This window comes from Heyndrickxia sp. FSL W8-0423, assembly GCF_038009395.1.
GTDB lineage: Bacteria > Bacillota > Bacilli > Bacillales > Bacillaceae_C > Heyndrickxia > Heyndrickxia sporothermodurans.
In genome coordinates this window covers 3265801-3289986 of sequence record NZ_JBBPBE010000001.1, presented here as the reverse complement: position 1 = coordinate 3289986, position 24186 = coordinate 3265801, and the positions used below count along the sequence as shown (strand labels likewise).

At 34.1% G+C, this 24186-nt stretch carries 27 protein-coding genes and 1 riboswitch; of the genes, 22 read left to right on the top strand and 5 right to left on the bottom strand.

Annotated features, from left to right (window positions below; translation table 11 throughout):
- Positions 1 to 108: 108 nt before the first annotated feature.
- The 11 genes from MKY81_RS16830 (at position 109) to MKY81_RS16780 (ending at position 11423) form a co-directional block, all read left to right on the top strand.
- Positions 109 to 1221 carry a D-alanyl-D-alanine carboxypeptidase family protein gene (locus tag MKY81_RS16830; RefSeq protein WP_107921205.1) on the top strand — a complete coding sequence of 371 codons (1113 nt, stop codon included), beginning with the start codon at positions 109 to 111 and terminating at the stop codon, positions 1219 to 1221.
- On the top strand, positions 1214 to 1807 hold the full coding sequence (locus MKY81_RS16825; RefSeq protein ID WP_107921204.1) for a nucleoside recognition domain-containing protein: 594 nt from the start codon (positions 1214 to 1216) through the stop codon (positions 1805 to 1807). The genes MKY81_RS16830 and MKY81_RS16825 overlap by 8 nt, the downstream gene beginning before the upstream one ends.
- Before the next feature lies 1 nt (position 1808).
- Positions 1809 to 2339, top strand: a complete 531-nt coding sequence (locus MKY81_RS16820; RefSeq protein ID WP_107921203.1) for a spore maturation protein — start codon at positions 1809 to 1811, stop codon at positions 2337 to 2339.
- Positions 2340 to 2460: 121 nt separating this feature from the next.
- Complete coding sequence (locus MKY81_RS16815) at positions 2461 to 3195, top strand: pseudouridine synthase (RefSeq protein ID WP_107921202.1); 735 nt, start codon at positions 2461 to 2463, stop codon at positions 3193 to 3195.
- Between the two features lie 98 nt (positions 3196 to 3293).
- The gene (gene resA, locus MKY81_RS16810; RefSeq protein WP_107921201.1) at positions 3294 to 3827 is read left to right on the top strand and encodes a thiol-disulfide oxidoreductase ResA; all 534 of its coding nucleotides are present in this window, start codon (positions 3294 to 3296) and stop codon (positions 3825 to 3827) included.
- Between the two features lie 12 nt (positions 3828 to 3839).
- Complete coding sequence (gene resB, locus MKY81_RS16805; RefSeq protein ID WP_327991114.1) at positions 3840 to 5465, top strand: cytochrome c biogenesis protein ResB; 1626 nt, start codon at positions 3840 to 3842, stop codon at positions 5463 to 5465.
- Positions 5466 to 5483: 18 nt separating this feature from the next.
- Entirely contained in the window at positions 5484 to 6692 is a 1209-nt protein-coding gene (ccsB, locus tag MKY81_RS16800) for a c-type cytochrome biogenesis protein CcsB (protein ID WP_066228759.1), read from the top strand.
- A gap of 99 nt (positions 6693 to 6791) precedes the next feature.
- Complete coding sequence (locus MKY81_RS16795; RefSeq protein WP_066228756.1) at positions 6792 to 7508, top strand: response regulator; 717 nt, start codon at positions 6792 to 6794, stop codon at positions 7506 to 7508.
- On the top strand, positions 7505 to 9280 hold the full coding sequence (locus tag MKY81_RS16790; RefSeq protein WP_328007401.1) for an ATP-binding protein: 1776 nt from the start codon (positions 7505 to 7507) through the stop codon (positions 9278 to 9280). The genes MKY81_RS16795 and MKY81_RS16790 overlap by 4 nt, the downstream gene beginning before the upstream one ends.
- A 272-nt stretch (positions 9281 to 9552) precedes the next feature.
- On the top strand, positions 9553 to 10395 hold the full coding sequence (locus tag MKY81_RS16785) for a peptidoglycan DD-metalloendopeptidase family protein (RefSeq protein ID WP_341118378.1): 843 nt from the start codon (positions 9553 to 9555) through the stop codon (positions 10393 to 10395).
- 90 nt (positions 10396 to 10485) lie between these two features.
- Positions 10486 to 10631, top strand: a riboswitch (FMN riboswitch).
- A gap of 219 nt (positions 10632 to 10850) precedes the next feature.
- The gene (locus MKY81_RS16780; RefSeq protein ID WP_107957842.1) at positions 10851 to 11423 is read left to right on the top strand and encodes an ECF transporter S component; all 573 of its coding nucleotides are present in this window, start codon (positions 10851 to 10853) and stop codon (positions 11421 to 11423) included.
- A 36-nt stretch (positions 11424 to 11459) separates the two neighbouring features.
- Here the strand turns inward: MKY81_RS16780 and MKY81_RS16775 are convergent, their stop codons facing one another.
- Positions 11460 to 11711, bottom strand: coding sequence for a ferredoxin (locus tag MKY81_RS16775; RefSeq protein ID WP_107921437.1), 252 nt, complete (start codon positions 11709 to 11711; stop codon positions 11460 to 11462).
- Positions 11712 to 11928: 217 nt separating this feature from the next.
- Between MKY81_RS16775 and MKY81_RS16770 the strand changes: the two genes are divergently transcribed.
- From MKY81_RS16770 to MKY81_RS16750, 5 genes are all read left to right on the top strand, one after another.
- Positions 11929 to 12981 (top strand): helix-turn-helix domain-containing protein, encoded by a 1053-nt coding sequence (locus MKY81_RS16770; RefSeq protein ID WP_108071348.1) that lies wholly within the window; start codon positions 11929 to 11931, stop codon positions 12979 to 12981.
- A 2-nt stretch (positions 12982 to 12983) separates the two neighbouring features.
- Entirely contained in the window at positions 12984 to 14435 is a 1452-nt protein-coding gene (locus MKY81_RS16765; protein WP_445663939.1) for a RecQ family ATP-dependent DNA helicase, read from the top strand.
- The gene (locus tag MKY81_RS16760) at positions 14432 to 15019 is read left to right on the top strand and encodes a CPBP family intramembrane glutamic endopeptidase (protein ID WP_108071352.1); all 588 of its coding nucleotides are present in this window, start codon (positions 14432 to 14434) and stop codon (positions 15017 to 15019) included. Before MKY81_RS16765 ends, MKY81_RS16760 begins: the two co-directional genes overlap by 4 nt.
- Positions 15020 to 15038: 19 nt before the next feature.
- Entirely contained in the window at positions 15039 to 15665 is a 627-nt protein-coding gene (locus MKY81_RS16755; RefSeq protein WP_341118376.1) for a LysM peptidoglycan-binding domain-containing protein, read from the top strand.
- 124 nt (positions 15666 to 15789) lie between these two features.
- Entirely contained in the window at positions 15790 to 16242 is a 453-nt protein-coding gene (locus MKY81_RS16750; RefSeq protein ID WP_341118375.1) for a DUF2663 family protein, read from the top strand.
- A gap of 8 nt (positions 16243 to 16250) precedes the next feature.
- Here MKY81_RS16750 and MKY81_RS16745 read toward each other — a convergent pair whose 3' ends face one another.
- The 3 genes from MKY81_RS16745 to MKY81_RS16735 are packed head-to-tail and all read right to left on the bottom strand — an operon-like array spanning position 16251 to position 17340.
- Entirely contained in the window at positions 16251 to 16820 is a 570-nt protein-coding gene (locus MKY81_RS16745; RefSeq protein WP_066228731.1) for a manganese catalase family protein, read from the bottom strand.
- Between the two features lie 31 nt (positions 16821 to 16851).
- Positions 16852 to 17082, bottom strand: a complete 231-nt coding sequence (locus MKY81_RS16740) for a spore coat protein CotJB (RefSeq protein WP_341118795.1) — start codon at positions 17080 to 17082, stop codon at positions 16852 to 16854.
- A gap of 39 nt (positions 17083 to 17121) precedes the next feature.
- A complete protein-coding gene (locus MKY81_RS16735) occupies positions 17122 to 17340 on the bottom strand; it encodes a spore coat associated protein CotJA (protein WP_066228725.1) in 219 nt (72 codons plus the stop codon).
- A 185-nt stretch (positions 17341 to 17525) separates the two neighbouring features.
- Here MKY81_RS16735 and MKY81_RS16730 point away from each other — a divergent pair, with 185 nt between their 5' ends.
- From MKY81_RS16730 to MKY81_RS16715, 4 genes are all read left to right on the top strand, one after another.
- On the top strand, positions 17526 to 18158 hold the full coding sequence (locus MKY81_RS16730) for a CBS domain-containing protein (RefSeq protein WP_341118374.1): 633 nt from the start codon (positions 17526 to 17528) through the stop codon (positions 18156 to 18158).
- Between the two features lie 130 nt (positions 18159 to 18288).
- Complete coding sequence (locus tag MKY81_RS16725; protein ID WP_341118373.1) at positions 18289 to 18840, top strand: adaptor protein MecA; 552 nt, start codon at positions 18289 to 18291, stop codon at positions 18838 to 18840.
- A gap of 212 nt (positions 18841 to 19052) precedes the next feature.
- Positions 19053 to 20330 (top strand): Glu/Leu/Phe/Val family dehydrogenase, encoded by a 1278-nt coding sequence (locus MKY81_RS16720; protein ID WP_341118372.1) that lies wholly within the window; start codon positions 19053 to 19055, stop codon positions 20328 to 20330.
- A gap of 103 nt (positions 20331 to 20433) precedes the next feature.
- Complete coding sequence (locus MKY81_RS16715; protein ID WP_066228714.1) at positions 20434 to 21393, top strand: YpdA family putative bacillithiol disulfide reductase; 960 nt, start codon at positions 20434 to 20436, stop codon at positions 21391 to 21393.
- A gap of 64 nt (positions 21394 to 21457) precedes the next feature.
- On the opposite strand, the gene MKY81_RS16710 is transcribed toward MKY81_RS16715, so the two are convergent.
- On the bottom strand, positions 21458 to 22429 hold the full coding sequence (locus tag MKY81_RS16710; protein ID WP_181294262.1) for an asparaginase: 972 nt from the start codon (positions 22427 to 22429) through the stop codon (positions 21458 to 21460).
- Positions 22430 to 22540: 111 nt separating this feature from the next.
- On the opposite strand from MKY81_RS16710, the gene prsW reads away from it, so the two are divergent.
- Together prsW and sleB are read left to right on the top strand one after the other, a co-directional pair.
- On the top strand, positions 22541 to 23245 hold the full coding sequence (gene prsW / locus MKY81_RS16705; RefSeq protein WP_066228709.1) for a glutamic-type intramembrane protease PrsW: 705 nt from the start codon (positions 22541 to 22543) through the stop codon (positions 23243 to 23245).
- A 138-nt stretch (positions 23246 to 23383) separates the two neighbouring features.
- Positions 23384 to 24181 carry a spore cortex-lytic enzyme gene (gene sleB, locus MKY81_RS16700; protein WP_425319827.1) on the top strand — a complete coding sequence of 266 codons (798 nt, stop codon included), beginning with the start codon at positions 23384 to 23386 and terminating at the stop codon, positions 24179 to 24181.
- The last annotated feature ends 5 nt before the right edge of the window (positions 24182 to 24186 follow it).

Sequence of the window (24186 nt, the reverse complement as noted above, 5' to 3'; positions counted from 1 at the left end):
CAAAAGGCTATTTGCAAACGCAAATAGCCTTTTTTATTCATATCTATCCTTGTCCATTCATAAACTTGTACAAAGTACATGTTCATAATGGAGAAGAGGAGCAACTGTATGAAACGTTTTTTTATATTCGCTATTTTTATTATGCTTATATTGGCCAGCCCCGGAAAATCTTTTGCTGCATCACCTTCAGTTACAGCCGCAAGCGCTATTTTAATGGACCAAGATAGTGGAAGAGTTTTATACGAAAAAAATGCAAATGATGTACGAAGGATAGCCTCTATTACGAAAATAATGACGGCCATCCTAGCAATTGAATCGGGAAAGTTAGATGAAAATACTAAAATTAGTGACACAGCTGTTCGAACGGAAGGTTCATCGATTTATTTAAAACCGGGAGATACGATGAAACTAAAGGATTTAGTGTATGGTTTAATGCTGCGATCGGGAAATGATGCTGCCAATGCGATTGCCGAATGTGTAGGGGGGAGTATTGAGGGATTTGTCTTTTTAATGAACCAGAAGGCGAAAGAAATTGGAATGGTTAATACACATTTTGCGAATCCCAATGGTCTAGATAACAAAGAAGATCATTTTTCAACTGCATATGATATGGCACTTTTGACGCGATATGCAATGCAAAATAAAACATACAGAGAGATTTCCGGAACTAAGTTTTATAAAGGATGGGGAAATAAAAATCGATTATTAACAGAAAAGTATAAATACACGACAGGCGGGAAAACCGGTTTTACAAAACGTGCGAAAAGAACTTTAGTTACAACGGCAACAAAAGACCATCAAAATCTAATTGCGGTTACATTAAATGGTCCTGATGATTGGAATGATCATATAAATATGTTTGAGTACGGTTTTAAGTATTTTGATACAACCATTGTGTTGGACAAAGGTTTGATTAAAGGTATTAACAACAAGTATTTGAAAAATCATGTTTACATTAAAAATCCCGTCTTATATTCACTTACAAACAATGAAAAAAAAGAGATTTCAATAGAAATGAAACTACTAAATTCCCAAAAAAATTGGAAAGACGCAAGGAATATTCCAAAAATAGTTGGAAAAGCAGTCGTTTATAAGGGGAACGAAGAAATTAAATCGGTACCCATTTATTATAAGCATGAGAATGTAGAAAAAAAGAAAGGATGGTTCGGGTACTTTATTCAATTATTTTCGATCCATTTAGGTGTAAAAGAGAATGGTTAATTATATTTGGATTGGTATGACATTAATCGGTTTGGTTTTCGCGGCTATTAATGGAAAAATGAAAGATGTTAATGAAGCTATTTTTCAATCAGCAAATGAAGCGGTTACCCTTTGTATAGGGTTGATAAGTATACTTGTATTCTGGCTGGGAATTATGAGAATTGCCCAAGATTCAGGACTTTTGGATAAATTCTCGCGTTTATTTCGTCCGATCATTAAACGACTCTTTCCCGAAGTCCCCGAAAATCATCCTGCAATGGGGTATATATTATCTAACATCATTGCTAATATGTTCGGACTTGGCAATGCTGCTACACCGTTAGGAATAAAGGCGATGGAGCAATTGAAGGAGTTAAATGGCGGAAGACCTGTTGCAAGTCGATCGATGATTACATTTCTGGCATTAAATACATCCGGGCTTACGTTAATACCAACAACTGTTATTGCAATCCGAATGAATTATCATTCGGCATCACCAACTGAAATTGTTGGACCAACATTATTGGCTACGACAATAGCGACCATTGCTGCTATTTTGATAGACCGCTACTATTACTATAAAAGAACCCGCAATGGGGTGAAATAATATGTATATACTGTCAATTGTATCAATTTGGATCATTCCTATTCTAATTGGTTTTATATTAATATATAGCGTCATGAAAAAAACTCCTGCATATGAGAGTTTTGTAGATGGTGGGAAAGAAGGAATAAAGATAGCTGTATCGATTATTCCATTTCTTGTCGGAATGTTAGTTGCAATTACTGTATTCCGAGCTTCTGGTGCATTAGACTTTTTTGTCCAATTGCTTAGACCTGTTTTAGATTTCTTAGGAGTCCCATCAGAAATTGTCCCTTTAGCATTAATCCGTCCAATATCAGGAAATGCGGCATTAGGAATTATGAGTGATATCCTTAAAGTACATGGACCAGATACTTTTATCGGAAAATTAGCATCAACTATACAAGGGAGTACAGATACGACTTTATATGTATTAACCGTTTATTTTGGTGCAGTTGGTATTAAAAAAATGGGAGATGCGTTAAAAGTCGGCCTATTAGCTGATTTAGTTGGAATAGGTGCAGCAATCATCATCATAACTTGGATGTTTGGATAAAAAGCCAAATATCCAAGTTTTTTTATGTCTATGGTATAACTCATTTCTTTGCTTTTTCTATTTGATATGTAATAATTCATAAAGAATATGCTTTGAAAAAATAAATGAGGTGGAAAATAGAATGGAACGTCTTCAAAAGGTTATTGCACAAGCAGGGATTGCCTCTCGGCGGAAGTCAGAAGAATTAATTGCAGAAGGAAAAGTGAAAGTTAACGGAAAAATAGTACGTGAGCTCGGTACGAAAGTTTCTGTCAATGATAAAGTAGAAGTTAATGAAATTCCACTTGAAAGAGAAGAAAAAAAATATATTTTAATGTACAAGCCAAGAGGAGTTATCTCTGCAGTAAAAGATGATAAAGGTAGAAAAGTGGTCATCGATTTCCTTCCAGAAATAAAACAACGTGTTTATCCTATCGGACGTTTAGATTACGATACTTCAGGATTATTACTATTAACAAATGATGGTGAGTTTGCAAATTTGCTTATGCATCCACGATACGAAATTAACAAAACATATGTGGCAAAAATTAAAGGAATCCCAACTAGACAATCATTAAAACTATTAGAAAAAGGTGTTAAATTAGAGGATGGTATAACAGCTCCCGCCAAGGCGAAATTACTATCCGCTGATAAAAAAACACAAAAATCTATCGTAGAATTAACGATCCATGAAGGGAAAAATCGCCAAGTCCGCAGAATGTTCGAAGCAATCGGGCATCCGGTTCAAAAGCTAAAGCGCGAACGTTACGCATTTTTAAATTTACACAGCTTAAATGCGGGGGAAAGCCGAGAACTAACTCCACATGAGGTTAAACAACTTAGAGCACTAGCGGAAACAGGAACAGGACTGCAATAAAGGTTCACATAACCTTCAAATTATGCTAATTAGCATGTTTTGGGGGAATGATATAATAGTAATTATAATGTGACGAATTTTCGATTGGAGGTTGCGAAATGTCACAAAAGAAAAAACAAAGATTAATCATTAGAACAGTCATTTTACTTGTATTAATCTCTGCTGTTGCTTACACTTTATATGCAAATCTAACGAAAGATAGTCGTGGAGAAATAAAAGTGGGAGATAAGGCACCGGATTTTGTTTTACAAGATATGTCTGGAACGAAACATAGATTATCAGACTACCGCGGAAAAGGAATATTTTTAAATTTTTGGGGCACATGGTGTGGTCCGTGTAAGGAAGAAATGCCTTATATGGTTGACTTATATAAAGACTTTAAAAAACAAGGAGTCGAGATTTTAGCCGTAAATGTTGGAGAATCTAACTACCTGGTAAATAAGTTTATTAAAGAGTATGGGCTGAATTTTCCTGTATTAATGGATAAAGGCAGGGACGTTCAATATGCATACGGAATTGATCCTATTCCAACTTCCTTTTTTATTGATTCCAGCGGTAAAGTAAAGCAAATTGTAGTTAAAACAATGACTAAAAAAGAAATTCAACACTTAATGGAGAGTATTAAACCTTAAGGAGTTTTATGTATGAAGGAAATAAAATGTGAGTGTGGTCACGTAAACCCAATTGGTACCATACTTTGTGAATCTTGCGGGAGAGCCTTAACTGAAGAAGCAAAACGAGATAAACTTCATGATATGCGTTATGAAGGTAGTGCTCGTCGTTCTCAAACATATAATAAAACAATTATTGATAAAATCTGGAACTTTTTTTCATCTGTAAAAGTTGGAGTTTGGTTAATTGTCATTACATTAATAGCTAGTGCTATTGGGACCATTCTTCCGCAAAAAGAATACATACAGCAAAATATCCCGCCCGAACAATATTATAAAGAAGAGTACGGATGGGTTGGACAACTATGGTACAACTTAGGTTTCCAAGATCTTTATAGTTCTTGGTGGTACTTGCTTTTAATTGCTAGTATTGGGATATCATTAGTTATCTGTAGTCTCGATCGTTTTATCCCGCTCCATCGTGCTTTAAAAAATCAAAAAGTATCTCGACATGAAGGATTTTTAAAGCGTCAACGACTGTTTTCTCGGTCTAATATTGAAGTATCAGATGAAGTGTTTGATTCAATCAAACAAAAATTGAAATCCAAAAGATACAAAATCCGCGAAGAAAATGGGAATATTTTAGCAGAAAAAGGGCGATTCTCGAGATGGGGACCGTACGTTAATCATATCGGTCTAATCATATTTCTTATCGGGGGAATGCTTCGATTTGTTCCCGGTATGTATGTCGACGAAACTTTATCGATTCGTGAAGGAGAAAAAAAGGTTATTCCAGGTACCCATTCACAATATGTACTTGAGAATAAAAAATTCATTTTAGAAAAATACGACAATAAGAAAGATAAAGAAACATTTAATCAAGCAATTAGTCGGGTTGGAAATGTAGCAAAAAATTTCCAATCAAATGTTACATTATATAAACGGGTAGATGGCGGAATAGCTGGAGAATCCGATAAACTAAAAAAAGTGAAAGATTTTTCGATCAAAGTGAATAAACCGTTAAAAATGGATCATTATGCACTTTATCAAATGTCTTACCAATTAGATGAATTAAAAGCAATGTCATTTGAATTACAAAATAAAGCCAATGGAAAATCAATGGGAAATCTTAAAGTGGATTTATTTGATCCGAAAGATGTTTATGATTTGAAAAATGGGTATAAAGTAGAGTTAATAGGATATTATCCTGATTTTTCAGGTTTTGCTAAAAATGGTGAACCACAAACAAAAACATCTGTACCTAATAATCCGGCATTTTTGTTTAGAATGTATTCACCTGAACATCCGAAAGGTGAAGTGAGTTTTGTCGCAATTAAACAAAATGTTGAGCCGTTGGGAGAAAACGACTATAAAATGGCGTTCAAATCAATTGATACGAGAAATATTTCAGTGTTAACGGTCCGTAAAGATTTGACGTTATGGATACTTGCTTTAGGTGGTTTAATCTTTATGATCGGTGTCATCCAAGGGATGTATTGGAATCATCGAAGAATTTGGTTACAACGTGTCAATGGAGAAGTATTGATTGCGGCACATACAAATAAAAACTGGTTTGGAATAAAGAATGAAATTAAATATGCACTGAAAGATACAAATATTCCAGAACCGATTGATCAACAAGAAAAGAAAAAAGAGTAACATTAAGGAGGGGCGATTTTGTCTGACTTAGTTAACGTGAGCAGTAACTTTCTATATGCTGCATTTATACTTTATTTAATTGGTACTTTCTTTTTCGGTGGTGCCATTCGCCAAAAAAAAATACATGGAAATGAAGATAAACCTAATCGATGGGGAAACATTGCCATTTTCGTCGCCATTATCGGTTTTATTTCTCAATTAGTCTATTTCATTTTACGGTGGATTGCATCGGGTCATGCACCTGTAAGTAATATGTTCGAATTTGTTACATTCTTTGGGATGATGCTCGTCGCTGCATTTATCATTATTTATTTTATTTATAAAACACCTGTACTAGGTTTGTTCGCTTTACCAATTGCATTGCTTATCATTGCATTCGCTAGTATGTTCCCAGGTGAATTAAATCCGCTTGTTCCTTCTCTGAAAAGCCATTGGCTTTATATACATGTGACGACAGTCGCTGCCGGGGAAGCGATTTTGGCAATTAGCTTTGCTGCTGGCTTAATTTACTTAGTAAAAGCAATTGATCAAACTAAACGGAGCGCTCGTACAGTTTGGTTAGAAATTGTTATGTTTGCCTTAATTGCTGTACTAGGCTTCGTTGTATGTTCAACAATCTTTTCGGCAATGGATTACAAAGCTTCCTTTAATTGGGTTGATAAAAAGGGAGTTGCAAAGGTTAATGAGGACGGAATGGTCTATCATATGCCAGCATTAGTAGGTCCTCATAAAGGTGAATTGCAAACAGCAGATCGATTTGAACCGTTGTTCCATGTTCCAGCGATTATTAATGCCTTAAAGTTAAATACAGTAATCTGGTCACTAATTACTGGTATTATCATCTACTTGTTAATTAGGCTTATTTTTAGAAAACGAATCGGTGCGATATTACAGCCAATTACGAAAAACTTAAAATTGGACTTTGTAGATGAAATTAGTTATCGTTCGGTCATTATTGGGTTTCCGGTTTTTACACTCGGCGGTCTAATATTTGCAATGATTTGGGCACAAATTGCTTGGAGCCGTCCTTGGGGATGGGATCCGAAAGAAGTTTGGGCACTTGTTACATGGCTTTTCTATGCAGCGTTTCTGCATTTACGTTTATCAAAAGGCTGGCACGGTGAAAAGTCCGCGTGGTTAGCAGTTGTTGGTTTTGCGATTATTATGTTTAACCTTGTTGCAGTAAACTTAGTTATCGCAGGATTACACTCCTATGCTTCTAATTGATTTTGGCTAGTTTGAGTAATAAAATAAAGTAAGGATGACAACTTAAAGCCTTCACATTCGTGAAGGCTTTTTCACAAAAATATAAAGGGGAAAATATATATGGATTATGAAGCAAAAATATTAGTTGTTGACGACGAAGATCGTATTCGTAGATTATTGAAAATGTATCTAGAACGGGAAAATTATTATATTGAAGAAGCAGGTGACGGTGAGTCAGCTTTACAAATGGCACTGGAACATGATTATGACTGCATCCTATTAGATTTAATGATGCCCGGAAAAAGTGGGATAGAGGTTTGTAAAGAACTAAGAGAGAAGAAGGCAACACCTGTAATTATGCTTACAGCTAAAGGTGAAGAAGCTAATCGTGTGGAAGGCTTTGAAGTTGGAACAGATGACTACATCGTAAAGCCTTTTAGCCCAAGAGAGGTCGTACTCCGCGTAAAAGCATTATTAAGAAGATCATCGACTACTAGCTTTTTGAATACGGATACAAAAACAAAAGATATGATTGTCTATAATCATTTAACGATTGATAATGACGCCCACCGTGTGAGTGCAGATGGTAAAGAAGTTAATTTAACACCTAAAGAATATGAACTATTATACTTCTTAGCCAAATCACCGGATAAAGTTTTTGATCGGGAACATTTATTAAAAGAAGTGTGGCATTATGAATTTTTTGGTGACTTAAGGACTGTGGATACACATGTAAAACGCCTACGGGAAAAATTAAACCGTGTATCCGAACAAGCAGCTAAAATGATAGTTACCGTATGGGGAGTTGGTTATAAATTTGAGGTCACCTCAGAATGAGGTTATGGAAAAGCGTTGTCGGAAAACTCTGGTTAACTATATTAGTATTAGTCTCTTTTGTTTTATTTATTTTGACCATACTATTACTGGAGTTTTTCGAGAATTATCATGTGCAGCAAATTAAAGATAATCTAACATATACTGCACAAAAAGTAGCAAATATCGTTGAGACTCATGCGGGAGATGATATCGGCAAAGAACTTGCATTAGAATTTGTTGATAAATCAACAAAAGTAATGATTGCCTATGATAAGGATAACGTTTATTATTCCCCCAATATTCATAAAAACGATAAAATATCACCAATAACCATTTTAGAGGATCCAACATTTACTAGTGTTTATAATAAAGGGCAGACGAAGATTAAAGAATTTTCAGCCCCGAAAAATAAATCTAATAATAGGTATGAAAATGTAATTGTGGCATCCGCTCCTTTACATATTCGACAAGGTGAAACTGGAGCAATATTTATTTATCGCTCTTTAGATGTGTTGCAGGAAACCACTAATCAAACAACGAAATTAATTTTATTAGCGGCAGGTATTGCAATTATTTTAACTACTGGATTTGCTTTCTTTTTATCCACTCGAATTGCTGCTCCATTAAGAAAAATGCGTGAAGCAGTTTTTGAAATAACAAAAGGAAAATTTGATAAAAAAGTTCCAATTCTTACCCATGACGAAATTGGAGAGCTTGCAACTGCCTTTAATCAAATGGGAAAACAATTAAAATTTAATATGAATGCATTAAATCAGGAAAAGGAACAACTATCAAGTATTTTAAGTAGTATGGCCGATGGGGTGCTTACTTTTAATCGTGATGGTACGATATTAATAACGAATCCACCGGCAGAACGATTTCTTCAACAGTGGTATAAGGAACAAGGTGAAAATGGCGACTTCTTACCGCCAGAAGATTTGCTTCTCCAAAAAGTGCTTGAAACAGAAATGGAGAAAACAGATGAACTGACAATACAAGGAAGGACGTACGTTGTCATTGTCGGTCCCTTATATAACCAAGATAGTGTTCGTGGAGCGGTTGCTGTTATACGAGATATGACGGAGGAACGTAAGCTCGATAAACTGAGGGATGATTTCATTGCTAATGTTTCACATGAATTGCGGACTCCAATTGCGATGCTTCAAGGATATAGTGAGGCAATCATCGATGATATAGCTGCTTCTGAAGATGAGAAGAAAGAGTTTGCGAAAATTATTTATGATGAAACGTTACGAATTGGAAGATTAGTTAATGAATTATTAGATTTAGCAAGAATGGAAGCCGGCCATATTTCTCTATATAGAGATGAAGTCGAGATTCAACCATTTATTGAAAGGGTAACGAATAAATTTTACGGTTTAGCAAGAGAGAAGCATGTCAATTTATCTTGTGAAGTGAACTCGGCTACAGAAACAGTTTTTATTGATCCGGATAGAATTGAACAGGTTTTAACAAATCTTATCGATAATGCCATTCGTCATACATCATTAAATGGTTATGTAAAAGTCAAATTAATTGATAGTACTAACGGGATCGAAATAATGGTAGAGGATAATGGGTCCGGAATTCCCGAAGAAGATCTGCCATTCGTCTTTGAACGATTTTATAAAGCGGATAAAGCAAGGACAAGAGGTAAATCCGGAACCGGATTAGGGCTAGCAATTGCGAAAAACATTGTGGAAGCGCATGACGGGAAAATCTCTGTTAAAAGCATAGTAGGACAAGGTACGACATTTTCCTTCTTTATACCTAAAAATGTGAAACAAGCATGATGAATGCTGACGAGAAATCTTGTTTCATGAGAAACATTTACTGCATAATTGATAGCAAAAGCGCAAAATATTGCGCTTTTTTTTGTTCTTTTGTATAAAATTTCCCAATTAGCATAAAATAAGTTTTGCTCTAGCAAACTTAATATTGGCATTTTATTCTAGCTTCATTTCAATTGCATTACGTTTTAATTTCAAAAAGTGGGCTAGGTTCTAAAAAAAAACAAGCAGTCATATTAGTTTTTAGCAAGAGTTTTTATTTGAGGAGGAAAAATATGCTTGACTTTTTAAAAAGAATACTTATTGTAGCTTTAATGGCAATTTGTGTAGGTTTAATTCTAATTGGCGGAAGAGCCGAAGCGGCTGAAAATAGTATAAATAAAGAAACAAATGAATGGACTTTCCCGGCAAAAGGTGAAATATCCGACGTATTCGATTCGCGTGGTGGTATACATAAAGGTTTGGATATTGCGGGAAAATATAAATCCGGTGTTTATGCAGTTGCAGATGGTAAAGTGGTTCGTTCTTACTATTCAGGGTCATATGGAAATGTTATTTTTATTCACCACGATAACGGATATGAGACAGTTTATGCCCATTTGAATAAACGAATTGTAAATGAAGGCCAAAAGGTAAAAAAAGGAGAAAAAATCGGTTTGATGGGTAATACCGGGCAATCGACAGGGATACATCTCCACTTTGAAGTACATAAAGGTAAATGGAAAATTCATAAGGAAAATGCGATTGATCCTTTTTTAGTATTTGGTAAAGGGGAAATAGGTCAATATGTTTTTGCTTTAAATCATGATCCATATGGCGTAGTTAATGTATCTGGAAAATTAACGGTAAGTGAAACAAAGACAAATAATGCGGCTAGAGCATTTATTGAAAAAAATATAGAAAAACCTAAACAAGTATCGAAATCAAGACAAGAAAAATATGAAGTAGGCAATAAGTTGAAAAACGAGAAAGTATATGTCGTCAAGTCAGGGGATACATTGAGTAAAATTTCCCGATTCTATCATGTTTCAATCCAACAACTAAAATCATGGAATGAGTTAGAAAATATTGATCTCATCCATCCAAAACAAAAAATCATAATAAAAGCAAATAAATAACAATGGAAAGAATATAAAACATTGAAATCAAAACAAATCGCTTCACAAAATAATGTATTTAAGATATAATTTACATGTAAAAATAATATGATTCGTCTTCGGGGCAGGGTGAAATTCCCGACCGGCGGTAATGAAGCTTTTTTAACATGCTTATTAGCCCGCGAGCCTAGAAATTTTGGGCAGGATTTGGTGAGATTCCAAAGCCGACAGTACAGTCTGGATGGGAGAAGATGGAGGTGCCGGTATTCATAAATGCAGGCTTGAATAGTTATGTTCAAAATACTTTTGAAGCTGTTCAAAAGTAAAATTTGAATTTATTCAAAAATTGCATTTTTGAATATTATTTGAGCATGCCATTAATTCTCCCTCAAGGTAATTTCCTTGGGGGTTTATTTATTGTATGCTTAAGGCCACTTTCTTCTGACATGAGATGAATCTCAAAAGGAGAGAGAGAGTTGAGAAAATTACGTTTAAAGGAATTTGTTGGTGTTGCCATGTTGAGTAGTGTGGCATATGTTCTAATGTTCATTAAGTTTCCTGTACTGCCAGTCTATTCATATCTAACCGTTGATTTTAGCGATATACCCGCATTAATTGCAGCACTCATTTTTGGACCTATCGGAGCAATAATAGTTGAAGTGATAAAAAATTTATTAGATTACTTAACCCATATTAGTGATGTAGGAATTCCAATCGGGAATGTAGCTAATCTTATCGCTGGACTCTTATTCGTACTTCCAACTTATTTTGTTTACAATCGTATGAAAACAAAAATAGGAATGACATTTGCTCTAATTATCGGAACCATTATCATGGCTGTTTTAATGAGTGTGCTCAATTACATCATTATTCTTCCTGCTTACTTAGCATTGTTGCATATTGATGTTGGAAATGTAAAGGATTATATCGTGGCTGGTATATTGCCATTTAATCTTATAAAAGGGGCATTAGTTACGATCATATTTATGCTTATATTTGCAAAAATGCAAAAGTGGATCAATAAACAAGCCCAGATTAATAATATATAAAAAAGAGCAAGTGCATTATTACATGCACTTGCTTTTTTAGTCTTCAAATTTTAAAGGATTTCCATCAAAAGGCTCGTCCGCTACTTTTATAGAGTCAGTAGGACAGCCTTCGAAAGCATCAATCATATCATCCTCTAAAATATCGGGGATTTCTACTACACCTTTATTTTCGTCTAAAATGACATAAGCGATACCTTCATCGTCGTAGTCATAAATATCCGGTGCCGCAGCTCCACAAGCACCACAAGCAATACATGTATCTTGATCAACAATTGTATATTTTGGCATATATGTGACCTCCTAATAATCTATATCATTCATTAACCTTTAAAATGACCATTACATCCTTCATTATAATAAAACTCATTACAGTACTTTTCAATAGATAAGGATTAAAATAAAGTTTTTAATTTTTTATGCGTCTCATTTGTAAGCAATAATATTAACAATAATCAACACTTTCATGATAAAATTAGACATAAAAAGACAAAAGGGGTAAAAACAAATGACGTTTTTACAAGCCTTAATATTACTGATGTTAAAAAAATTAAATGGATCACGAACAGTATTTTCGATTTATCATTTGTTAAAAGGGAAAAAATCATCTCAAACTATTCAGGATGCTCACTTATTTAGAATCGGACAGTTTTTTCAATTCTTTCCCCCTTTAAAAAGAAGAACATTTGATGCTGCCGTTCAAGATCTTAAAATAAAGGGTCTAATTAGAGAAACGGAACTGAATAAATATACTGTAACACCCGATGGAGAAAAAGAACTGAACACTTATTTTAACCATCGACCAATTCCACAATATTTTAATGGGCTAAAATACCAAGATATCGCTATCGTTTTCTGGAAGCGGCTAAATTTATTAATACAAGTTTTATCAAATGCTATTTATAATAAAAAAAAGTATTACCCAATTCAAAGTGATGTAGAGGTTCAAAGGTGGGTTAAGTCATTCCTGAAAAGTCAAAAAAGCGACAAAGAACACCAAGCAAAACAGCTTTATCAGGAATTAACTTCCATCTTTTCTAATAACCCGCCCGAAGATCCTTTGCTTTTTATCATTCGTTTAACTGGCCAAAATCAAATTGGAATGACGATGGATCAAGCAGCAGAGCATTTCTCCCTAGATAAATATGATTATTGGTTTCGTTATTTGTTATTAATTCACTATATAATAGATACTTGTATAAATGATAAAAAGCAATATCCGATATTGTATACGTTATTGTCAGATAAATATCGCAATATACCACTTACAAATTCCACATACGAAACATTTTTATTAATAAACAAAGGTTATAATGTCTCTGAAGTTGCAAAGAAAAGAAAGTTAAAGGAAAGTACGATTCAAGACCATATCGTAGAAATTGTTTTAAACAATTCTGATTTTGATATTTCACCGTACTTGAATAAAGAATTAGAGCAAAAAATTATAAACGTTTCCGAGAGAATTTCACCCAAAAAACTGAAACCAATTAAGGAAACAGTCGGAGAAGTTACATATTTCCAAATTCGATTAGCTCTCGCAAAACAAGGGGAATGGGAATGAAAATAAATTTATATGACCATTTAAATAAACGGTTTGGCTATGATATGTTTCGGATTGGACAAGAAGAGGTCATTACTTCGGTTTTGGAAGGAAAGCAAACATTAGCTGTTCTGCCTACCGGAACAGGAAAATCATTATGTTATCAACTTCCTGGTTATTTGCTTAAAGGTATTGTTATTATTGTCTCCCCCTTACTTTCACTAATGCAAGATCAAGTTGAACAGTTAAAAATAAACGGAGAAAAAAGAGTTACCGCATTAAATTCTTTTTTAGAACCGAAGGAACGAAGACAAATTATTCATTCACTACAAAATTATCGATTTATATACACTTCTCCTGAAATGTTAACGAATAACGAAGTATTACAAAAACTAAAGCAAATGGATATTTCGCTTTTTGTCGTAGATGAGGCCCACTGTATCTCGCAATGGGGCCCTGATTTCAGACCAGATTATTTAAGTTTGAGTACGATACGATCCGAGCTGAAAAATCCAACTACCCTTGCATTGACTGCTACAGCTACGGAAGATGTTAGAGCCGATATAATAAAACATTTAAATTTAGACGATGTAAATCAATTAATATATTCTGTTGACCGTCCGAATATTGTACTAGTTGTAGAAGAAACGACCAATTATAATGATAAAGTTAAAAAGTTACTACAATTTGTAAAACAACTGCAAAAGCCGGGAATCATTTATTTTTCTAGCAAACGGTTAACAGAAGAAATGGCCGCTTTACTAAGAAATAATGGAATTGCTCAAACGGCTGCCTACCATGGGGGAATGGATAGAGAACAAAGAATATTAATTCAACAACAATTTTTACATAATCAATTACAAGTCATTTGTGCAACAAGTGCATTCGGGATGGGCGTTAATAAAGAAAATATTCGTTTTGTTATCCATTTTCATATGCCTTATCAACTGGACTCATATTTGCAAGAGATTGGACGAGCAGGAAGGGACGGTAAAAAAAGTATTGCCATACTTTTGTATTCACCGGGAGATGAATTTTTACCATTACAAATCTTTGAAAATGAATTACCGTCGGATGATCAGATTGAACAATTTTTTTTATTAAATAAGAATAGTAATGAGGCATCGCTACTTAACTTAACAGAAATACAATTGCGGTTTTTAACCTATTATCAAAAGAAGTATGATAAGAGTGTAGTGGAAAAACGTGTTAAACGGATTCGTGATTTTCGTGTGCAATATAAACAAAAAAAATTAAATGAAATGGTAAAATGGGTAAAATCTACGACATGTCGACGCGAAGGTATTTTACGATACTTTCAGGAACGGAAAGTTACGAATGTAAAAGATTGTTGCGATGTTTGCGGTGTACATATCGAAAATTATCAAACTGACATTCCGGAAACTATTGAAGGTCAAAATGAAAATTGGCAATTATTGTTGAAGAATTTATTATTAAGAGGCGATAAAGAATGAAAAGAAATAAGCAAGCCGAAATCATTAAACAGTTAACAAAAGAGGAATTATCTTTTCATTTATATATCACTCAATTAATCCTAGTAGTCATTGCAATGATTTCGTCCTTCTTTTTATTTAAAGACTTTTCGTCTTTTTTAACTTTATTTCAATTAAATTCATCTATTTTTACACTTGGGATAACAAATGGAATTGCTATTGTTGTTTTAGATGTTGTTTGTATGAAAATACTTCCCGATCATTTTTACGATGATGGCGGAATTAATGAAAAAATTTTTAAGAATCGTTCTATTTTAGAAATTGCCTTTTTGGCTGCTGTCATTGCAGTTTGTGAAGAGCTTCTATTTAGGGGTGTTATCCAAACACACTTTGGTTTAATTATTGCAAGTGTAATTTTTGCAATTGTTCACATTCGGTATTGGGGACATTGGTTTTTAATTGTGAATATTTTACTATTAAGTTATTGGCTCGGACTTGTATATGAATGGTCTCAACACAATTTGATGACAACGATTATGATGCATTTTACAATCGATTTTATATTAGGACTCATCATTAAATCTAAAAATAAAAACATGGAATAAGGGCTTGGTGGTGAAATATATGACGACAGATCCTTATCGTGATCAAGTTGAACGATTAAGAAAAAGAATTGATAAAGTTTCCGTAGAAAATTATTGGGAATCGAAACAGTTGAATGAAAAGTCAACTGAAACGTTACCTTCTAGAAGCGAAGTACAACGACAACGAAATCAATCAAAAAAGAAGAAAAAAAAGAAATTAAAGTTCCCTTTATTAAGGATATTATTAGTATTTTTTATATTACTGCCGATTGCAAGTTTGTTATTCTATACTGATTTGTTAAAAAAGTCGCCTTTCCCGAGTTCAACAGAAACTTCTACTGGTAATGAGTTTTCTTATGAAATAGAAGACTCTGGTACTAATACAGATAAACCCCAGGAAAGCAAGGATCAGGAACAAGAAGTCGCGGATTTACCTGATGAACAAACAATTGATAAAGGGCAAAAAATAGAAAATGGAGAGACACAAAGCAATTCAGAGCAAGATTCGAAAATCGTCTATCATACTGTGCAAGCGAATGAATCGCTCTACAGCATTGCGATGAAGTATTATCATTCCGAAGAAGGAATCGAAAAAATAAAACAATGGAACAATATAACGAATGACGGATTAATGGTAGGGCAAGTGTTACAAATTCATTTACCATAGCGTGTGCTTAGACAGAAAAAAGATAGCATTTTTTTGCTATCTTTTTTCTGTTTAAGCAAAATAACAATTGATTTTCTGACATACATTATGGACTTGCTCATAGAATTTTAATGGGGGGATAGTTATGGATTCATCAATTATATCTTTGAAACTTACAGATCAAGCGACAAAGCAAATGTTGCAAAATTTAGTCGATCGAAAGTTAAAATTCGATAGACTTAAACAACGTCATATTATTTTGCTATGGATAAGTGTTCTTTATAGTTTTACTTGCCTTTATTTTTTATACTACTTCATTTTAGAGCCTTACTCTTATTCCTTTGCGGATATATTTTCTATTATCGTCGGTGAAAATAATCATCTGTTTTTTCTTTTTATTGCTATAGGGACATTTGGGGCGACAAAAGTGTTATATGAAAAAAAAGAAAAAGCGGAAAAAGAGTACCACGAGTTAAGATGTGAGATTATCGATCGAAGCAAAGATTTATGGAAAAATGAAGCTTGGAAATCTAGAAATGTTGTATTTGAAATGATGAAAGAAAAATATAATATTAATTTATATCATGAAAGTAAGTAACAACGATACTAAAAAAATCTCTTTTTCCCTTTTTCTTCTTTAAGAATTTCAACTGCTTCTCTAAATCGAAGGGAATGTACAATTTCACGTTCTCTAAGAAATCTTAAACTATCGTTAATATCTGGATCATCGCTCATATTAATAATCCATTGATAAGTTGCTCTTGCCTTTTCTTCAGCTGCGATGTCTTCATAAAGATCTGCAATCGGATCTCCTTTTGCTTGAATGTATGTTGCGGTCCAAGGAACACCGCCAGCATTTTCGTAAAAAAGGGCTTTATCATGATTCGCATAATGAGCACCAAGACCTGCTTCCTTCAATTGATCTGGGGTAGCATCCTTCGTAAGTTTATACACCATTGTTGCAATCATTTCTAAATGTGCAAACTCCTCGGTTCCGATATCTGTTAATAATCCGATGACCTTATCAGGAATTGTATACCTTTGATTTAAATAGCGGAGTGCAGCGGCTAATTCTCCATCGGCCCCTCCGTATTGTTCAATTAAAAATTTAGCAAGCATAGGGTTACATTGGCTCACCTTTACCGGATACTGGAGTTTTTTCTCGTATACCCACATTAGCAAAATTCACTCCTTCAAAATAAATTTTTTATACTTGCCATGGCCATGGAGCATTTTTCCAATCCCAAGGAGCTTGTGAATAACTGTAGCCAAAACTTGTTAAGGCCCCAAACTGTTTTTCAAACTCTTTTTTTGCTTTCTTACGTTGTTGAGTAAATAAATTGTATTGCTGAATAGCATCATGGTCACCAGGATGTGTATCTAAATATAATGTTAGTTCGACAATGACAAAATCTAGCACCTGTAATTCTTCCATCATTTTGTAATATTCAGGAGGTACTGGTTTTGGCACTTTCTTTCACTCCTTTGCTCTTTCATATGGACTAAAATATGGATCATATAACGGTTGCCACAATGTTCCCTTTCGTAATGCTTCTTGTGGTGTGAATTGTGGTAAATTGGGTGGTTGAAAATCTATATATAAGTTAGGCGGTGTTGAAAAAGTTTTCACTTTTATCGGGGGACAAGGATCAAATGGGCTTATATAAGGTTTATAGCTTTTGTAATACGTAGGCATAATTCTCCCTCCTAAATTTGTCATCATTTAATTTTATGGAATAATATTGTCCATCATGTCAAAAATCCAATTAATAAAAACGCGATTGTATTTTTCGGCAAAAAAAATTAATCATTTAAAGGGTATTTTCCGAATAATGTTGAAATATACATGCATGGTGGATTAATTTAATGAGGTGATTACATATGTTTGCGAAAAATATAATGATTCCTAAATCTCGCTGTTTTTATGTGAATGCAGAAGATACAGTCGAACATGCGTTACAGGTGTTAAGGTCTAAAAAGGTGGACGGACTACCGGTTTTAAGTGGAGATGAGTATGTTGGAATGATTACTCATTATCATATTTATAAAAACTTTTTTAATTCCGAAATGCCAAAGGAAGAATTTTTAAAAACAAAGAAAGTTAGTGAAATAGCGACACATCAAGAGATTTATTTTCAAGGGACCGAAATCTTCGAAAATACATTAGTTGAGTTAAAAGACTTCCCTTTATTTGCAGTAGTGGATGAGGCAAGGAAATTTTTAGGTGTCGTCACTCGATTTGATGTTATAGAGCAATTCCAAAGTGCATTTGGAATTAAACGTCCGGGAATTCGGATCGCATTTAGCTCTGTCGAGGTCGAAGGACGTATTGCGAGATTAGCTAATATTATCCAACAATATCATGAGTCGGTAATATCACTAGTTACTTTTGATGAAACCGATAAATTAGTAAGAAGAATTATTTTAAAAATCGAAAAACGTGATAATATCGATAAATTTATTAACAGTTTGGAGGATTCCGGTTTCCGTGTTTTAAATATTACTGAAGACTAACGAATAAATAGAAAATCCACCTTGTGTTTTATTGGGAGGATTTTTTATCATTACGTCCCGATTTTTAAGTGAACCTTCTTTTTTCGCTCACATAGTATGGTATTAGAAGCCATATCAGGGGGCGGATTTAATGAAATTAGAACGAATATCCCAAAATAAAATTAAGTATTCGATTACTTTCGAAGAGCTTTTAGATAAAGGGTTGCATGAGGAAGAATTCGAATCGTTTATATGGTATGAATTGTTTGATGAAATGGTGGAAATTGCTAAACAGAAATATCAATGTGATATACCGGATACCATCTCAATTGAAATCTTTTCATTAAATTCGAGTGAGATCGTTTTAATATTAACTATGGACGAACTTTCCCTTCAAGAAGAAAATCAATCAAAACCATTTCTCTCGACAAAAAGTTGCTATTCTATCTTTATTTTTGAATCGATTGAAGACGTCATCACACTTGCATTTTATTTGGAAAATCTTCAGTTGCAGGCGAATAGTAAATTAATTTTATTTGAAGACCAATACTTTTTAATTCTTCCGTTTCAACAACCTGTTTCGACCATTTGCGAGGAATTTGGAGAAAAGACGAATTTGTCGGTCTATATGCTTGAGGAGTATGGAACAACCATTATTGATCACGATGCACTACAAATACTAGCAAACTATTTCAAACGTTAAAATAGTGTGAAAAATGACCTGTTACAGAAATTCATGTTCAGGTCATTTCTATGCTTTAATAAAAACTTTTGATGAATCTCCAAACGTTTGAGAGCGTTTACAAAAAATCGAAAAAGTATCCTCATTTATCTTGCATAAATACAGTAAAAGTGTATACTATGTCTGAAAGCATGAATACTTAATACCGATTGATTTTTAGGAGGTTTGCAACAATGGCAGCCGAGACGGGTGCAGATAATCAAGTTTTAGAAGAGAAACATGATGTATTAAAGTCTACACAAACAGTAATTCACAAAGCACTTGAAAAATTAGGTTATCCTGAAGAAGTTTATGAATTATTAAAAGAACCAATGCGCTTATTAACAGTGAAAATTCCTGTACGTATGGATGATGGTTCGATCAAAATCTTTACAGGTTACCGTGCACAACATAATGATGCTGTTGGTCCAACAAAAGGAGGAATTCGATTCCATCCTAATGTTACTGAAAAAGAAGTTAAAGCATTATCAATATGGATGACATTAAAATGTGGTATTGTTAACTTACCGTATGGCGGAGGAAAAGGCGGAATTATTTGTGATCCTCGTGAAATGTCGTTTCGTGAGCTAGAAGCTTTAAGTCGCGGTTATGTTCGCGCCATAAGTCAAATCGTAGGTCCTACGAAAGACATACCAGCTCCGGACGTATTTACAAACTCGCAAATAATGGCATGGATGATGGATGAATACAGCAGATTGCGTGAAAACGATTCACCCGGATTTATTACCGGTAAACCACTCGTGTTAGGTGGTTCTCACGGACGTGAAACGGCAACTGCTAAAGGTGTTACTATATGTATTCGTGAAGCGGCTAAAAAACGCGGAATTAACCTTGAAGGCGCAAAAGTCGTAGTTCAAGGATTTGGTAATGCTGGAAGTTTTTTATCTAAATTTATGCATGATGCGGGTGCTAAAGTAATTGGGATTTCTGATGCTTATGGCGCATTATATGATCCGAATGGTTTAGACATCGATTATTTACTTGACCGCCGTGATAGCTTCGGTACAGTTACAAAACTGTTTGACAGTACCATTTCAAATAAAGAATTGCTTGAATTAGATTGTGATATTTTAGTGCCGGCTGCAATCGAAAACCAAATTACGGAAGAAAATGCACATAATATTCGTGCAAAAATCGTAGTAGAAGCTGCAAATGGTCCAACCACTTTAGAAGCTACACAAATTTTAACTGACCGTGGTATTCTACTGGTACCAGATGTATTAGCTTCAGCTGGTGGGGTTACTGTATCCTATTTTGAATGGGTACAAAATAACCAAGGATATTATTGGACAGAAGAAGAAATAGATGAAAAACTTGAAAAAGTTTTAGTGCATTCCTTCGAAAATGTTTATAACACTGCTGAAACAAGAAGAGTCGATATGAGACTAGCTGCCTACATGGTAGGGGTAAGAAAATCAGCCGAAGCTTCCCGTTTCAGAGGTTGGATTTAGCACGAACATTGCAGCAATCATAAAAATCTCCTATCATTATAGATGGGAGTTTTTTTATATACTTTACTTAATATTATTCAAAAGGAATTAAGAGGTGGCAACAATGCAAACAGAAGAGTGTATTATTGTCGGGGGAGGTCCATGTGGTCTTTCAGCAGCAATCGCTTTAAAGGATAAAGGAATTGACCCGCTCATTATCGAAAAAGGGAATATCGTTAATGCTATATATAATTACCCAACACATCAAACATTTTTTAGTTCGAGTGAGAAATTAGAAATTGGTGGAGTTCCATTTATCAACGAAAATTTAAAGCCAAGACGAAATCAAGCATTAACGTATTATCGAGAAGTTGTAAAAAGAAAAAACCTACGTATCAATCGATTTGAAAAAGTTGAAACGATAACAAAACAAAATGATGAAAGTTTCATCCTTACGACAAGTAAAAAAGAATACACTGCGAAAAATGTAGTAATAGCAACGGGATATTATGACCATCCAAATTATATGAATATACCGGGGGAAGATTTAGAGAAAGTTTTTCATTATTTTAAAGAAGCACACCCTTATTTTAATACAAATGTAGTCGTTATAGGTGGGAAAAATTCTGCCGTTGACGCAGCGATTGAATTAAATAAAGCAGGGGCAAATGTAACGGTTTTATATAGAGGAGAAGAATATTCTAAAAGCGTAAAGCCTTGGATTTTGCCTGAGTTCGATTCTTTAGTACGAAACGGCCAAATCACTTTAGAATTTAAGGCGGAGCTGTTAGAAATTACGGAAAGTACTGTGAAATATCGCGTGAATGAAGTAGTTAAGGAAATTAAAAATGATTTTGTTTTCGCCATGACTGGATATCATCCGGATCATCATTTCTTACGGGAAATGGGAGTAGCGATTGATCCGTTAACAGGTAAACCTGAATTTGATCCGAATACAATGGAAACAAATATAAAAGGAATATTTATCGCCGGTGTAATTGCTGCTGGTAATAATGCGAATGAAATATTTATTGAGAATGGACGTTTTCACGGAGAACTTATCGCTTCATGTATTTGCCCATAACATGAGCTTGTTAAATATATAAAGACCTGTACCATACGAGGTACAGGTCTTTTGCTAATATTATTTAATGAAACATTTCTTCGATAACTTTCATATCGTTTGTTTGTGAAAGTGCAATTAAAAGCTTTATTCTAGCTTTTTGCCCATTTAAACCATTTGAAAAAATGGCACCTAATTCTTTTAATTGTTTTCCTCCGCCATTATATCCGTAAATGTCTTGAGCAATTCCATTAAAGCATCTTGAGACGATGATCGTAGGAATATTTGCCTCGATTAACGATTTAATTCCCTCCACTGTATCAGGGGGCATATTACCTTGACCTAATGCTTCAATGACGATTCCATCGTATTGTAAATCGAGAATGGAATGAAAAAGTAACGAGTCCATTCCAGCATGGGCTTTTAATAATGCTACTCTTTTTGAAATTTGATCGATATCGTATTTTTCTTTATGGGTAGGGGTATTATGAAAAAATACTCCCTGCTTTGTAATGATTCCAATTGGTCCATACTGAGGACTTTGAAAAGTCGATACATTACTCGCATGTGTTTTCGTAACGTTTTCCGCAGTATGAATCTCATCGTTTAATACAACTAGAACACCTTTTCCTTTGGCATCGTCACATGCTGCAACACGAATTGAAGTGATTAAATTATATAAACCATCGGAACCAATTTCATTACTTGACCTCATTGCTCCTGTAACAACGATAGGTATTTCAAGATCTATCGTTAAATCAAGAAAATAGGCAGTTTCTTCTAGTGTATCTGTTCCGTGTGTAATAACTACCCCTTCAATCTTATTCTGATTCACCTCATCTTCAATTATTTTCTTTAATTGAAGCATTTCTTGCATTGTAATATGTGGAGAAGGAAGGTTAAAAGGTTCCTTAATGATTAGATTTGCTAAATTATTTAAACCTTTTGTCTGAGTTGACAAAGGATTTTCATTTCCGGGTTTAACGGCACCTGTCTCACTATCTTCAAACATTGAAATAGTTCCACCGGTATGCACAACTAAAATGTTTTTTTTCATCAAATATACCCCCATAAAAAAACAAAGCTTTTCCAAATTTTGAATAAAATATTTTCATTCTATATTATACATGTTACGATTAAAAAAACGTTATAGAAAAGAGGACGAAAAATGCTGGTAATATTATCAGCAGGAATAGCACCAGGTTTAGCTTTATTAAGTTATTTTTATTTAAAGGATCAATATGAATTTGAACCAATTCAATCTGTTTTTAAAGCATTTTTATTTGGTGCATTTCTTACATTCCCAATCATGTTTATTCAGCATGTATTAATGACAGAGCATGTATTACAAGGAAATATTTTTAATGCATTTATTAATATATCATTATTAGAGGAGTTTTTTAAATGGTTTATCCTCTATTTTGTTGTGTACCAACTAGGAGATTTTAACGAGCCTTACGATGGAATTGTTTACGGTGCTAGTGTTTCACTTGGTTTTGCAACTGTGGAAAATATTTTGTATTTATTTGCAGATGGCGTATGGACAGCGTTTGGGCGAGCATTATTACCTGTTTCAAGTCATGCATTATTTGGCGTATTAATGGGATATTATTTAGGAAAAGCTAAATTTTCAGTTGATCATTTAAAAAAGAAGAAAGCATTGATCTATTCTTTTTCCATTCCACTAATTCTTCATGGTTCATATGATTATATCCTTTTATCAAAGACGAAATGGATTTATTATATGATCCCATTTATGCTATTTCTTTGGTGGTTAGCATTAAAGAAAGTAAAACATGCCCATATCCTTTCGAAAAATCATCATGAAGTAGTAACGGAAAACAACAAATCAACAATTAATACAATCGGATAATATGTCCGATTGTTTTTTATTATGAAATTTTGAATAAAAACCCTCTTGGAACAAAAACTAGCTTTAATTCTAAATCATTTTATGGAGGGTTAAGATAGAATGAAGTATAACACTTTGTTAAAAGTCATGTTCGTGTTAATGCTTTGTCTCATGACCTTATCACTATCAAGCAAGGAAAAACCTGTTCAAGCTTTTACTAATCAGGTGATACAAAAAGGAGCGGTAGGTGATGATGTAATTGAGTTACAGGCACGTTTGCAAAATATTGGTTTTTACCGAGGGAAAATTGATGGCGTTTTTGGTTGGGGTACCTATTGGGCATTGCGAAATTTTCAAAAGGATTTCGGATTGCCAATAGATGGTCTTGCCGGGTCAAAGACAAAAGCTAAATTAGCAAAGGCTTCAAATTATAATAAGGCATTTGTAAAAGACCAAATTAAAAAAGGAAATGAATTTACTTACTACGGTGGTGTAGATATCAGTAAACAGATTAAACCAAAGAAATCGTCTGCGAATAAAACAACAACAAAAAAACCATCGAATACATCAAAAGTTAGTGCTGCCAATGTTCCAAACGGTTACTCACAAAATGATATCCAATTATTGGCGAATGCGGTATATGGTGAATCTAGGGGAGAACCGTATGAAGGACAAGTTGCAGTAGCTGCTGTTATATTAAACAGAATTGAGAGTTCCTCATTTCCTAATACTGTGTCCGGAGTTATTTTTGAACCTGGAGCATTTACGGCTGTAGCGGACGGGCAAATATGGTTAACACCGAATGAAACTGCAAGAAAAGCAGTTATTGACGCGATAAATGGTTGGGATCCAACTGGTGAAGCTTTGTATTATTTTAATCCCGAAACAGCAACAAGTAAGTGGATCTGGTCAAGACCGCAAATTAAGAAGATTGGAAAACACATCTTTTGTATGTAAAGGGG

What these genes read in the sequence shown, in the direction of transcription:
- sleB (WP_425319827.1), top strand. Translation starts at nt 23,384, where the DNA reads ATGCTTTGTCTCATGACCTTATCACTATCAAGCAAGGAAAAACCTGTT.
- resB (WP_327991114.1), top strand. Translation starts at nt 3,840, where the DNA reads ATGAAGGAAATAAAATGTGAGTGTGGTCACGTAAACCCAATTGGTACC.
- MKY81_RS16735 (WP_066228725.1), bottom strand. Translation starts at nt 17,340, where the DNA reads ATGCCTACGTATTACAAAAGCTATAAACCTTATATAAGCCCATTTGAT.
- MKY81_RS16715 (WP_066228714.1), top strand. Translation starts at nt 20,434, where the DNA reads ATGCAAACAGAAGAGTGTATTATTGTCGGGGGAGGTCCATGTGGTCTT.
- MKY81_RS16755 (WP_341118376.1), top strand. Translation starts at nt 15,039, where the DNA reads ATGACGACAGATCCTTATCGTGATCAAGTTGAACGATTAAGAAAAAGA.
- MKY81_RS16790 (WP_328007401.1), top strand. Translation starts at nt 7,505, where the DNA reads ATGAGGTTATGGAAAAGCGTTGTCGGAAAACTCTGGTTAACTATATTA.
- MKY81_RS16825 (WP_107921204.1), top strand. Translation starts at nt 1,214, where the DNA reads ATGGTTAATTATATTTGGATTGGTATGACATTAATCGGTTTGGTTTTC.
- MKY81_RS16710 (WP_181294262.1), bottom strand. Translation starts at nt 22,429, where the DNA reads ATGAAAAAAAACATTTTAGTTGTGCATACCGGTGGAACTATTTCAATG.
- MKY81_RS16760 (WP_108071352.1), top strand. Translation starts at nt 14,432, where the DNA reads ATGAAAAGAAATAAGCAAGCCGAAATCATTAAACAGTTAACAAAAGAG.
- MKY81_RS16815 (WP_107921202.1), top strand. Translation starts at nt 2,461, where the DNA reads ATGGAACGTCTTCAAAAGGTTATTGCACAAGCAGGGATTGCCTCTCGG.
- MKY81_RS16740 (WP_341118795.1), bottom strand. Translation starts at nt 17,082, where the DNA reads ATGATGGAAGAATTACAGGTGCTAGATTTTGTCATTGTCGAACTAACA.
- MKY81_RS16745 (WP_066228731.1), bottom strand. Translation starts at nt 16,820, where the DNA reads ATGTGGGTATACGAGAAAAAACTCCAGTATCCGGTAAAGGTGAGCCAA.
- MKY81_RS16830 (WP_107921205.1), top strand. Translation starts at nt 109, where the DNA reads ATGAAACGTTTTTTTATATTCGCTATTTTTATTATGCTTATATTGGCC.
- MKY81_RS16750 (WP_341118375.1), top strand. Translation starts at nt 15,790, where the DNA reads ATGGATTCATCAATTATATCTTTGAAACTTACAGATCAAGCGACAAAG.
- MKY81_RS16795 (WP_066228756.1), top strand. Translation starts at nt 6,792, where the DNA reads ATGGATTATGAAGCAAAAATATTAGTTGTTGACGACGAAGATCGTATT.
- MKY81_RS16775 (WP_107921437.1), bottom strand. Translation starts at nt 11,711, where the DNA reads ATGCCAAAATATACAATTGTTGATCAAGATACATGTATTGCTTGTGGT.
- MKY81_RS16770 (WP_108071348.1), top strand. Translation starts at nt 11,929, where the DNA reads ATGACGTTTTTACAAGCCTTAATATTACTGATGTTAAAAAAATTAAAT.
- MKY81_RS16820 (WP_107921203.1), top strand. Translation starts at nt 1,809, where the DNA reads ATGTATATACTGTCAATTGTATCAATTTGGATCATTCCTATTCTAATT.
- prsW (WP_066228709.1), top strand. Translation starts at nt 22,541, where the DNA reads ATGCTGGTAATATTATCAGCAGGAATAGCACCAGGTTTAGCTTTATTA.
- MKY81_RS16730 (WP_341118374.1), top strand. Translation starts at nt 17,526, where the DNA reads ATGTTTGCGAAAAATATAATGATTCCTAAATCTCGCTGTTTTTATGTG.
- MKY81_RS16720 (WP_341118372.1), top strand. Translation starts at nt 19,053, where the DNA reads ATGGCAGCCGAGACGGGTGCAGATAATCAAGTTTTAGAAGAGAAACAT.
- MKY81_RS16785 (WP_341118378.1), top strand. Translation starts at nt 9,553, where the DNA reads ATGCTTGACTTTTTAAAAAGAATACTTATTGTAGCTTTAATGGCAATT.
- MKY81_RS16725 (WP_341118373.1), top strand. Translation starts at nt 18,289, where the DNA reads ATGAAATTAGAACGAATATCCCAAAATAAAATTAAGTATTCGATTACT.
- resA (WP_107921201.1), top strand. Translation starts at nt 3,294, where the DNA reads ATGTCACAAAAGAAAAAACAAAGATTAATCATTAGAACAGTCATTTTA.